The sequence below is a fragment of the Patescibacteria group bacterium genome, from assembly GCA_038063375.1.
Classification (GTDB): domain Bacteria; phylum Patescibacteriota; class Minisyncoccia; order Phycocordibacterales; family JANLHH01; genus JANLHH01.
The window spans coordinates 62,804-73,553 of sequence record JBBTVG010000005.1; the positions used below are offsets into that span (position 1 = coordinate 62,804).

General features: G+C 43.1%; 11 protein-coding genes. 9 read left to right on the forward strand and 2 right to left on the reverse strand.

The window, feature by feature from the left end; all coding sequences use genetic code 11:
- Position 1 precedes the first annotated feature (1 nt).
- Both AAB523_01050 and AAB523_01055 read left to right on the forward strand, forming a co-directional pair.
- Complete coding sequence (locus AAB523_01050) at positions 2-538, forward strand: NUDIX domain-containing protein (GenBank protein MEK7555857.1); 537 nt, start codon at positions 2-4, stop codon at positions 536-538.
- A complete protein-coding gene (locus AAB523_01055) occupies positions 535-1,536 on the forward strand; it encodes a GDP-mannose 4,6-dehydratase (GenBank protein MEK7555858.1) in 1,002 nt (333 codons plus the stop codon). The genes AAB523_01050 and AAB523_01055 overlap by 4 nt, the downstream gene beginning before the upstream one ends.
- On the opposite strand, the gene AAB523_01060 is transcribed toward AAB523_01055, so the two are convergent.
- A complete protein-coding gene (locus tag AAB523_01060; protein MEK7555859.1) occupies positions 1,533-2,645 on the reverse strand; it encodes a DegT/DnrJ/EryC1/StrS family aminotransferase in 1,113 nt (370 codons plus the stop codon). The two genes, AAB523_01055 and AAB523_01060, sit on opposite strands and share 4 nt — an antisense overlap.
- A 2-nt stretch (positions 2,646-2,647) precedes the next feature.
- Complete coding sequence (locus tag AAB523_01065; protein ID MEK7555860.1) at positions 2,648-3,895, reverse strand: class I SAM-dependent methyltransferase; 1,248 nt, start codon at positions 3,893-3,895, stop codon at positions 2,648-2,650.
- A gap of 136 nt (positions 3,896-4,031) precedes the next feature.
- Between AAB523_01065 and AAB523_01070 the strand changes: the two genes are divergently transcribed.
- From AAB523_01070 to AAB523_01100, 7 genes are all read left to right on the forward strand, one after another.
- Positions 4,032-4,637: an acyltransferase gene (locus tag AAB523_01070; protein MEK7555861.1), complete on the forward strand. Its 606-nt coding sequence runs from the start codon at positions 4,032-4,034 to the stop codon at positions 4,635-4,637.
- A 105-nt stretch (positions 4,638-4,742) separates the two neighbouring features.
- Positions 4,743-5,633 (forward strand): glycosyltransferase, encoded by an 891-nt coding sequence (locus AAB523_01075; GenBank protein ID MEK7555862.1) that lies wholly within the window; start codon positions 4,743-4,745, stop codon positions 5,631-5,633.
- The gene (locus tag AAB523_01080) at positions 5,596-6,804 is read left to right on the forward strand and encodes a glycosyltransferase (protein MEK7555863.1); all 1,209 of its coding nucleotides are present in this window, start codon (positions 5,596-5,598) and stop codon (positions 6,802-6,804) included. The genes AAB523_01075 and AAB523_01080 overlap by 38 nt, the downstream gene beginning before the upstream one ends.
- Positions 6,801-7,658, forward strand: a complete 858-nt coding sequence (locus AAB523_01085; protein MEK7555864.1) for a glycosyltransferase family 2 protein — start codon at positions 6,801-6,803, stop codon at positions 7,656-7,658. Before AAB523_01080 ends, AAB523_01085 begins: the two co-directional genes overlap by 4 nt.
- A gap of 125 nt (positions 7,659-7,783) precedes the next feature.
- On the forward strand, positions 7,784-9,040 hold the full coding sequence (locus AAB523_01090; protein MEK7555865.1) for a hypothetical protein: 1,257 nt from the start codon (positions 7,784-7,786) through the stop codon (positions 9,038-9,040).
- Positions 9,041-9,113: 73 nt separating this feature from the next.
- Complete coding sequence (locus tag AAB523_01095) at positions 9,114-9,869, forward strand: FkbM family methyltransferase (GenBank protein MEK7555866.1); 756 nt, start codon at positions 9,114-9,116, stop codon at positions 9,867-9,869.
- Positions 9,866-10,693: an FkbM family methyltransferase gene (locus AAB523_01100; protein ID MEK7555867.1), complete on the forward strand. Its 828-nt coding sequence runs from the start codon at positions 9,866-9,868 to the stop codon at positions 10,691-10,693. Before AAB523_01095 ends, AAB523_01100 begins: the two co-directional genes overlap by 4 nt.
- Positions 10,694-10,750 lie beyond the last annotated feature (57 nt).

The following is a 10,750-nucleotide window of genomic DNA, read 5'->3' on the forward strand; positions in this document are numbered from 1 at the left end:
TATGGTGAAGAAAACCCACAAAATACCTGATACAGTTGTTCCTGCCTCAAAATGGATACCAGAACCTTTATTCCAAACGATCCAAAAGTTGATTCCTGTCGCCTGCGTTGATTTGATCATCTTGAGAAAAACCAAAGGGGTCGTTGAAACGCTTCTCATTAAGAGAAAAATTTACCCGGAAGAAAACAAGTGGTGCCTTATTGGCGGCCGCATATTGAAGGGTGAGCGAACTAAAGATACTATCCGGCGCCAAGCCGGAAATGAGCTTGGAGTGTCAGTAAAAATAATTCCGCCGTGGAGCGAGACCATGCCTTTCGCCGTCTATAACGATCCTGTTGCCGATAAGCAGAAGCATTTCGTTGCTCTTAACTTCCCGGTTATCATTACTAAAGGTACTATCAGGGAAAATGGTCCGGAGTTCAGTGAGGCGCAATGGTTCCCCTTGCATAAATTGCCCAAAACAATCGGTTTCCATCACCACCAGGTACTCAAAGATTTCATTAAAACGCGCTTACCTTATTCCATTAAAATAATATGACAAAAATACTTATCACGGGCGGCGCCGGGTCTGTAGGTTTCCATCTTTCTCTGCATTTATTAAAAACGTACGGTCCGGACACGGAATTGGTGCTGGTAGACAACCTCCAGCGCGGCGCAATGGATAATGACTTAAAAAAACTCTTGGAAGACCCGAGGGTGCGTTTTTTGAATCTTGATCTTACTGACCAGTCTTCATACAAAGAATTTGGGAGTGGGTATGATCACGTATATCACCTCGCTGCGGTAAACGGAACAAAGTACTTCTATCAAATGCCGCACGAAACTTCACGTATCAATCTTCTGACACTCATCTATATTCTGGAGTGGTTTAGAACCGAAAATCCACAGGGGAAACTCTGCTTCACCTCTTCAAATGAAGCATACGCGGGCGGATTAAATGCGTTCGGAATACTTGCCATCCCAACACCGGAAAATGTACCGCTTGTTATTGAGGACCCCTTTAACCCTCGGTGGTCATACGCCGCGACAAAACTCATGGGTGAAGTGCTCATGATCCATTATGCGGCCATGTACAACCTTCGTGCGCTCATCGTGCGCCCGCACAACTTTTACGGTCCGCGGGCAGGTTACGACCACGTAATCCCTGAATTTTCCATGCGTATTTTGGATCGTATTGATCCGTTCCCTATTTACGGCGCGGATGACACAAGAACATTTTGTTACATTGAAGACGCAGTTCGCGCCATGCAAATGCTCATGGACTCAGCGAAGACCGACAAGCAACCGATTGAAGTTGTGCATATCGGGGATACAGAGGAAATCATGATACGTGATCTTGCGGAAAAAATGTTCACTGTTGCGGAATGGAAACCAAAAACGACAGAAATCAAAGATTCACCGCACGGAAGCGTGAAGCGACGACTCGCGGACGTAACAAAATTAAAAAATCTTGTCGGATGGAAACCTGAAGTTACTTTGGATGAAGGGTTAAAGAAAACTTTTGAATGGTATCGGGAGCATCCGAAAAAATTCTAGTGTTTTGAAAAAAATTCCTTAATGCGATCCGTTACGAAGACCACATCTTCATCAGAGAGGGTGAACGCAGATGGCAACCACAGCGCTTGTGTCAAAAGCTTTGTACTGTTGGGAAAATGGTCGTCCGGCAACAGATATGCACGTTGACGATGGATTGGTAGCCAGTAGCGGCGGCAATCAATGTTATCTTCTTTGAGATATGCGTCCAGCTCATTGCGGCGCTCAACAATTATATCTGTCCATTGGGGGACACCGCCGCCTGAAATATCAATATCAAAGACAGAAAAACCGGAGATGCCTCTGAGTGATTCCCGATAGAGTATATAGATGTGTTTCATCCGTTCGGTGCGCTCCGCGAGAAGTCTGAGCTGTCCTAATCCAAGTGCTGCTTGGATGTCAGTGAATTTAAAATTAAACCCGATAGTGTCGTGGAGATCATCCCCACCTGTGCCGCGCACTGGTCGTCCCTGATCCTTCAATGGCTTCAGTTTCATGTAGAGCTCATCGCTATTGGTCACTATCATACCGCCCTGACCCGTAGTGATGGTCTTGGCCGCGGAAAACGAGAAGCAACCTGCATCGCCTAATGTACCCAGATACTTACCCTGATGCTTGGAAAAAAATGCTTCGGCGGCATCTTCCACGACAACCAGTCCATGCTCGTTTGCGATGGCGAGAATGCTTTCCATGTCCGCACCACGGCCAGTCACATGCACAGGGACGATTGCTTTTGTTTTTGGTGTAATTGCTTTCTTGAGCGCTTCAATGCTTATAGTAAGCGTTCTGGGGTCAATGTCCACGAGAATGGGAGTGGCTCCGCACAAAGAAACTGCGTTTGCGGTGGCAATAAATGTTGCGTCAGGGACAATAACCTCGTCTCCTAAACCTACTCCTGAAGCTTTTAATGCTAGGAAAATAGCGCTAGTGCCACTCGTCGTGGCCACGGCATACTTCACACCAAGAAGAGCGGCAATTTCAGTCTCAAATCTGGCAGTGAGTTTTCCTTCGTTCGCGTAATTGTCAACGAGAACCTGTTCTATCAATTCCCGCTCGAGTGGACTGCCGATCTGCGGCTCCCACCACGGAATTTTTTTGTTTTTATTTTCCATGCCTACTTAATGATTCGCGGGATCGGAAGAGGCATAATGAATTTACCTTTGAAACCTGCTTCTTTCGTCTTTTTAATAAGTTCCATTCCAATGTGCCATGAAAGAACGAGGGCATACTCCGGCTGTTCTTTAAGAAGCTTTTCTTCCTCAAACACGGGAATATGTGTTCCGGGTGTAAATAACCCTATTTTCGGCGACCCTTTCTTCTCACATGCATAATCTAAAATGTCGGTGGTAATCTTGGTAAAACCCAAAAGCGTGTTGGCGCGCGCCGGAGATCCCAGACCGGCAATGCGCGCGCCTTGTTTCTTCACCTTCAAAAGAAGTGCTACGAGATCGTGTTTTGCCAATATGATGCGTTCAGCAAATTTTTTGTGCGCTTTTACGTCGTAGAGACCAGCCTTTTTCTCGGTAGCCAAGAGTTCTTTCGCTCGCGCGCTCATCTGGTGTTTACCTTTCATGGCGTACACACGAATTGATCCGCCGGCGGCAGAAATACGTTCAGCGTCGACGACGGATAGTCCCACTTGTGCAAAGAGATGCTGGAGAGGCTGAAGCGCGTAGAAACGAAGGTGTTCATGATACACAGTATCAAACTCTAGCTTCTCAAAAATGTCTAAAAGGTATTGCGATTCGGAAACGAACACACCGTCGGTAGCGAGCAGGTCCTTAACATTCTTAGCCAAAGAAACGGTATCGTTGATGTGCGCAAACACGTTCGTGGCGGTAATAATTTTAGCCGGACCATATTTCTTTAGAATAGTTGCGACAGTTTCTTTATTGAAAAAACTTTTGATCGTCGTAATGCCGTTCTTTTTTGCCACATCCGCGGCACCTGTCGGTTCAACACCGACAACTTTCATCCCCTTCTCTTTAAAACCCTGCAGGAGCGTGCCGTCATTTGAACCGATATCCACGATTAGACTCTTGGGAATCGCATAACCCTGTTTTTCCAACGTATCGGCAAGAGCTCTGAAGTTCCGGATAAGCATATTGGTGAGACCGGTACGGTAGGGGTAATCCGGCGGAAAAACTATTTCCGGCGGTACGATATAGTCGATCTGAGTTAATCCGCACTTGTCGCAATACACCAAATTAAGCGGGTAGGTTACTTCGGGTTGATCCAAGCTTTCTTTAGTTAAATACTCCTGCACCACGGGCTGGTGACCAAGAGAAAGGATTGGTTTTAAGTTTTTATTTTGACAGATCTGACACTCCGAAACGTGCCCTGTGTATTTTGTTTTTTTCATATATTGAATTCCCTTTTGGTAAAACTAATGAAGTATAGTATAGACCAAAAACTGACTTTTTAAAAACGTTTTACAGGTCTAATAAAATGTATTGACTATACATAAATAAATGGTATAAAGTACATAGTATACTCATATGGTCTTTAATCAACCGCTTAAATCTCAGGATGGAGAAATCATGAACTCACCGCAATATGACAAGGCGCTGCTCAAGTCAGTCGGCGACGACGTATTCATAAGCAGTGCTGTGGAGATTCGCAGACCTCATTTGGTCTCAATAGGAAACCATGTTGCCATTGACAGTGGGTTCTACCTCACTACGGCACTGGAAACGAACGACCACATCCACATTGGTCCTTATGTAAGTATTATCGGTGGCAGAGAAGGTAAGCTCACGTTAGGCCGCTTCACTAATATCGCTGCCAAAAGCACGATTATCTGTGCTTCTGATGCATACCTTGGTGAAGGGCTGATCACGGCTCCCGGCGTACCGGAAGAAATGCGTGACCGTCTGGTTGTTGAGCCGATTGTCTTTGAAAATTTTGCTAATGTTGGCGCGAATGTCACTATACTTCCCGGAGTAACCCTCGCGGAAGGGTGCGTTATCGGCGCTTGTTCATTCGTACCCCGAGGCACCAAAACCGAGCCGTGGACTATTTATGCCGGTAATCCCATCAAGCCAATCAAAAAACGGTCGAAGGAAAAAATGCTCCAGTACGCAAAAGAATTGGGGTATCTCTAGTGCTCTCTTTGGAAAAAATACCGCTCTCTCTTGTGAGAAAAGCGGTATTTTTATTGCCTCGTACGCCAGCAAATGTGTGATATAATACGCTGAAGCTACGAAACAATGCCTGCAGAGAATGCTACAACCCTTTCATATATAATTACTACTAAGAACAAGCTCCCCTATCTCAAAGAGTCCATGGAGAGGTTATTGCAACACGTCAAAAACGATGAGGAAATCATTGTTGCCGATGGTGCAAGTACTGATGGCACGAAAGAATTCCTTAGCGACCTTAAAAGGACTGGTAAAATAAAATATTTTGTATCTGAACCGGATTTTGGCGAATCACACGGCTTGAATAAACTTCTATTCGTAGCGCGCGGTGTGCTTATTACAGTAATCACCGATGATGACGTTTTCCACTATCCTGCCATAGAGGCATGCAAGAAATTCATGCTTTCGGAGACCCAAGTAGATATGGTAAGTACCGAGGGTGGTTTTAAGAACCAAAACATAACCACCGGCGTCAGGCCGCTTGGTTATGAGCAGAACTATCGGCAATGGCAAAAAGATCGTACACCATTTTCTTTTTGCGGGCTAGGCACCATGATTCGCAGATCATCACTTCCCCTCTTGGGATTATGGGATCCGTCATTTCGGCGTGCTGATGCAGAATTTTCGTTACGAGTTACCGCCGGCAAGGCAAACATTGCTTGGTATACCGGCTATTCGTTCGTAAACATAAGCAACCCGCAAAGTGTCAGCTTGGTGTATATGAAAAAGATAAAGGATGAGACTGATCGTTTGAATAAATTTTACTTAAATAAAAACCCTGATTCGTTTATTGTTGAAAAATTAAAAGTTCTTCGCAATAAAATTCGGAGTGGTTTTTTCGGGAAAAAGCCCTCATCAGCCGCCTTTCAAGCACAGTGGCCGAAACTCTCTGCCGACGCTCTCAAGTGGCTTGAAGAGATGAATGCGACAGGAAATCCAGAATTTCTTTGGAACAAATAACATGCCTTTTACCGACTCATTTTTTTCCCCATACCGCGTCTACGCGCGTAAACTAAAACGACGTTTTCGCGGCAAGGTGACGCTCCAACCACTATCTCGTCCCAAAGGCGCGGTACTACTCTCCTACGTTACTCACCCTTTCACTATACAAAAGGAAGAACTTGACCGGAGTCCGCACACCAATCCATGGGAATGTCTTATCATCGCCGAGATTCTTCTTGAGCGAGGATTTGCGGTTGATGTTATTGATTGGACCAACACAACATTCATTCCTAAAAAAGATTATACGGCAGTGATTGATGTCAATCAGAATCTGGAACGACTGGCGCCGTTTCTCGATGAGAAGTGTGTAAAAATTTTCTACATCACGGGCGCGCACTGGCTCTATCAGAATGAAGCGGAGCAGAAACGTCTGAAAGAACTGAAAGAAAGGCGCGGGTGCATGCTGGAACCGCGGAGGCAAATGAACCCGTCAAATAATATTGAATATGCCGATTATGCCACGGCGCTTGGCAACGGATTCGCTCAAGACACCTTCTCGTACGCAAAGAAAGACATCGTGAATATCCCCCTCCTTTCGGTTGCGCAATTTCCATCGCCGGAACGAAAAGATTTTAAAAACATCAAAAAGAATTTTGTCTGGATAGGCGGCGGTGGCGCGGTACACAAGGGGCTCGACCGCGCGCTTGAAGCATTCGCACGCATGCCCGAATACAAGCTTACGATATGCGGACCCGTTGCCGCCGAGAAAGATTTTACGGAGTGTTATAAGAAGGAGTTGTACGAAACGCCTAACATTAAACTAATGGGACGTATTGATGTACGAGGCGAACAATTCAAAAAAATCGTTAATGATTCGGTTGGATTAATCTACCCGTCGTGTTCAGAGGGCCAAACTGGCAGCGTAATAACCGGTCTTCACGCCGGTCTTATTCCCATTATCACCCGGCAATCCGGAGTAGATGCGGAACCTTTCGGTATAGAGCTAAAAACAGCCTCTGTCGAAGAAATTACTGACGCGGTAAAACGGATTGCCGCGCTTACCGATGATGAATTGAGATCACGATCTTTGGCTGTATGGCACTACGCGCAAAAACACCACACAAAGGAACAATTTAAGGAATCGTATGCCTCGTTCATGGATAAGGTAATGAAAGAAAGAAAAATATGAACAAACCCCTCATTTCAGTCATCATACCGGCGCATAACTCCGAAAGCACTATCGGAGTAGCAATTGACTCCATGTTAACGCAAACATACCCCAACTTGGAAATAATCGTTGTAGACGATAACAGCACAGACAATACTGAAAAAGTAGTGCGCGAATACGAAACACAAAACAAAAAAATACAATACTATAAACTCCCTTATGACGATCCGAATCGCGTGAATAAGCGCGGACGAAATGTGAATGCCGGCTATTTGGCGCGAAACTACGGATTTGAAAAAGCGCGTGGGGAATGGATCACCTTTCAAGATGCCGACGACGCCTCTCTTGTAAATCGTATAGAAGCGCAGTACAACCTTGCTATAGAGTATGGCGCTTCGCACGTATGCATTCAATGGCAACAATTCAAAGAAGAATTACTGGGGAAAAGATTGGACATTGGAAAAATCTTTCAAGAAGAGAGGAATATGGTAATAACAAACAAAGAAATAATAGCACTTGCTAAAAAAACCAAAGGGGTCATTATTCCCTTTCTGGGCAAACTAAATTCTTTTATTCCTTTTGAATGGAAAAGAATGCGAGTTATCAATAAGTTCTTTTTCCAGTCTCTTGATTCTTACCCGGGATCAGGGAACAGTCCCTTATTCAAAAAGGAGATCGTGGAAAAAGTAAGATTTCGCCCAGTGAACGAACGGGTTTGGCCATCATTTACGGGGCGTGGCGCCGACCGCGATTTCAATTTTCAGGTTGCTGAAACATTCGGCAATAACATTTCGTTCAAATTGCCGCTTTATTTGTGGAGGGTGGGTCAAGAAAACAATCTTGGTTATAATTTTAAAAAATATTTGATAAAGTAACACAATGAAAGACTACCCGGGTCACCCTTAAAAAGTAACTAAACATTGCTTATAATAGAGCTTTGTATTTTGTTTTTTTAATGACATAATTCACCTATAAGTTTATAAACTTTTAACACCTTATCATGAAAAAAATAATGCCTATTTTTATAACAATCATCGCTTTCCTTTCCCCTTCTTTATCATATGCGAGTGGCGTATTCACATTTACACAAAATTATTGTGTATTCGGAGCATCTTGTTCTACGCCAAACAATATCTCCCAAAGTGGATTGGGATCAAATTCAAACAATACATTTACATGGGTGGGAGATAGTGTAACTATATACAATAGCTCAACGCCTTTAAATTTTTATGATATTTGGAATGTTACTGATGAAAATAATGTTGCTACAGCGGGATATGCACAAACAAGTCAACCGCAAGACTTCAGTTCGTTGCCCAATGGAAAATATTGGGTAGTAGAAGAATATGCCGGTGCCGGTAATAATGATTGTGTAAATAATTATGGCACCACAAACTTTACGATTTGTTGGCAAACTGCGCAAACCAATGCCGTTGTAAAATTTGAAAAGATGGGTACAGGGAGTTATCGGGAGGCAGACGTTACCTCACCATCAGTACCAATCTCGATTAGCGGTTCCGGCACTATAAACAGAATTGCTAAATTTATTGCCAATACTACCATAAGTGATTCGCTTCTCTCCGATGACGGCTCAAATGTCACACTCACCAGCGGGAATCTTTTTCTACAGATAGGATCTTTGATTGATTCTGTAACCAACGGAGTGCTTAACTTTGGTACAACACAAGCAACCACTATGACTTTTGGACGCACCGGACAAAACATGATTATCAATAGTAAGGTAGGGGTCGGTACGAATACTCCGTCCGCAACACTTCACGTAAATGGTGATTTCTTCGCTAACCTAATTAGTGTAGTCGCAGACGGTCTTGGTCTCGACACCTACACACCAGGGACACTTACTATCGGCTCAACTACCGCAAGCGCTATTAGAATCGGACGTACGGGAATTACTACAACTGTTCCTGGAACAATTTCTTTTGGCACAGCTTCTACTATATCTAATTGCAATTCCACCACAACTCCCGCAAGCTGTGGTTCTGCGTCAGCCGGAAGCATAGCGCTTCCTAATGGCAGTTCGACACTTGTTGTAGAAACCACGGCAGTAACTGATAGTAGTCAAATATTGATTACGGAAGACTCATCTCTTGGTTCGCGTTTGGGCATCACCTGCAATAAGGGGACTAGCCGTTCATATAGTGTAAGCGCAAGAACCGTTGGGACAAACTTCACCATCAAATCGAGTTCCAACCCCGCCATAAACAAAGCATGCTTAAGTTATTTAATTATTAATTAAGACCAAAACATACGACTTCACAACTTACTCTGTTGACATACGCGCCCAGAACGTGTCTTATTATGTAAATTGTATGAAAAAAATATTAAAAAAACTATTCTTTGGGAAGAAGGCGTTTCAGATAATTTTCAGAAGACTGTTTGATGTCTCAATAGAAGGAATGAATATTGGGACTGGAGGACGACATCCAAATGAAAACGGAGAATTGTTCGCCGCCAGATATGCTTTATCTAAAGAGCAAACCCATGTTATTTTTGATGTTGGTGCACAAGGGGGAGACTATATTAAGGAGATATTTAATCTCACAAAAGGCAAGGCAAAGATATATGCTTTTGAACCATGTTTAAGAGACTATGAAATTCTTAAAAAAGAACTTGGTGACAACGCAATTATAGTAAAAAGTGCTTTGGGGGATACTGACGGTGAGGCAATTCTTTACCGTCCAGACAATATTAGCGGACTAAGCACTCTTCATAAACCCCACGGAGGGTTTGTTGGAAGCGAAAAGGTAAAAATTCAAACTATAGACAATTTTTGCAAATTGAACGATATTAAAAATATTACTTTGCTAAAACTTGATGTAGAAGGTAATGAGTTAGCTTGCCTTAAGGGGGCAAAACAAATGTTGCCGAATATTAAATATATTCAATTTGAATTTAGTGCTTCAAGTAGAGATTCGCGAACATATTTCAGGGATATATTTAATTTTCTTTCTGATTATAAAATCTATCGGGTACTAAGAGACGGACTCTATGAGATAAAAAGTCCTGAAAAAATTACTGAACTTCTATTTACTACCAATTATCTAGCAGAAAGAATGAACACATGAAACAATTGATTAAAAACATCACTCCGCCGATCATATATGCGCTTTTAAGAAAACTTTTGGTCAAACCAAAAACCTTCTCTCCTAAATGGAACACTCTTATCTATAAACCACTAGAGGGTCTGCAAATATTTTTTGACCCTACCGGTCCCTGGCAAAAAACGATTCTTAATAATACCTATGATACTTTTCTTTTCAAACGTCTAAATAGTGAGGCATTGCAAGGAAAGATCATTTACGATATTGGCGCGCACATAGGATTTCATTCTCTTTATTTTGCTCGGCTTGTCGGGCCTAAAGGAAAAATCTATGCCTTTGAGCCGAATCAAAAAAATGTTGAGCGACTTAAACTCATACGAGACAAGAATAATGACATACGAAACACGGTTTCTATCTTTGATGTTGCGGTATCAGACATCTTAGGTAGCGAAGAATTCAGTATGAGCGAGGACATAGAGAGTGGGAGAAGCTCTGGGGGTTTCATTGATACGGCTGATACTATCTGGGAAAGAGGTGCTTTCAAACAAAGAGGGTTTACTGAAACAAAAGTTAGAACAGTCCCACTTGATCTCTTCAAGAAAGAACTTGGGATACAAGAAGCTCCCGATCTTATCAAGATAGATGTTGAGGGCGCCGAGTCCCTTGTGCTCCTTGGCGCAAAGAACACTCTTTTAAACAAGAAACCGATCATTCTTTTAGAAGTACATTCAATGCTCAACATGTTCAATGTGGTATTAATTCTCTCTTCCCTCTCCTACGAATTAGAGATAATAAAAGAAGAAACAGACGGTCGGTGCTTTATAGAAGCTCGTCCAAAAAGTATATGATAAAAAAAATCGTCATTCTCCAAACCTCCGGCAATGAATTGGCAAACCAGCTCTGGA

Bases quoted from the DNA above. Each gene is read 5' to 3' on its own strand.
- AAB523_01050 (MEK7555857.1), top strand. From the start codon at position 2: ATGGTGAAGAAAACCCACAAAATACCTGATACAGTTGTTCCTGCCTCA.
- AAB523_01055 (MEK7555858.1), top strand. From the start codon at position 535: ATGACAAAAATACTTATCACGGGCGGCGCCGGGTCTGTAGGTTTCCAT.
- AAB523_01060 (MEK7555859.1), bottom strand. From the start codon at position 2,645: ATGGAAAATAAAAACAAAAAAATTCCGTGGTGGGAGCCGCAGATCGGC.
- AAB523_01065 (MEK7555860.1), bottom strand. From the start codon at position 3,895: ATGAAAAAAACAAAATACACAGGGCACGTTTCGGAGTGTCAGATCTGT.
- AAB523_01070 (MEK7555861.1), top strand. From the start codon at position 4,032: ATGGTCTTTAATCAACCGCTTAAATCTCAGGATGGAGAAATCATGAAC.
- AAB523_01075 (MEK7555862.1), top strand. From the start codon at position 4,743: ATGCCTGCAGAGAATGCTACAACCCTTTCATATATAATTACTACTAAG.
- AAB523_01080 (MEK7555863.1), top strand. From the start codon at position 5,596: ATGCGACAGGAAATCCAGAATTTCTTTGGAACAAATAACATGCCTTTT.
- AAB523_01085 (MEK7555864.1), top strand. From the start codon at position 6,801: ATGAACAAACCCCTCATTTCAGTCATCATACCGGCGCATAACTCCGAA.
- AAB523_01090 (MEK7555865.1), top strand. From the start codon at position 7,784: ATGAAAAAAATAATGCCTATTTTTATAACAATCATCGCTTTCCTTTCC.
- AAB523_01095 (MEK7555866.1), top strand. From the start codon at position 9,114: ATGAAAAAAATATTAAAAAAACTATTCTTTGGGAAGAAGGCGTTTCAG.
- AAB523_01100 (MEK7555867.1), top strand. From the start codon at position 9,866: ATGAAACAATTGATTAAAAACATCACTCCGCCGATCATATATGCGCTT.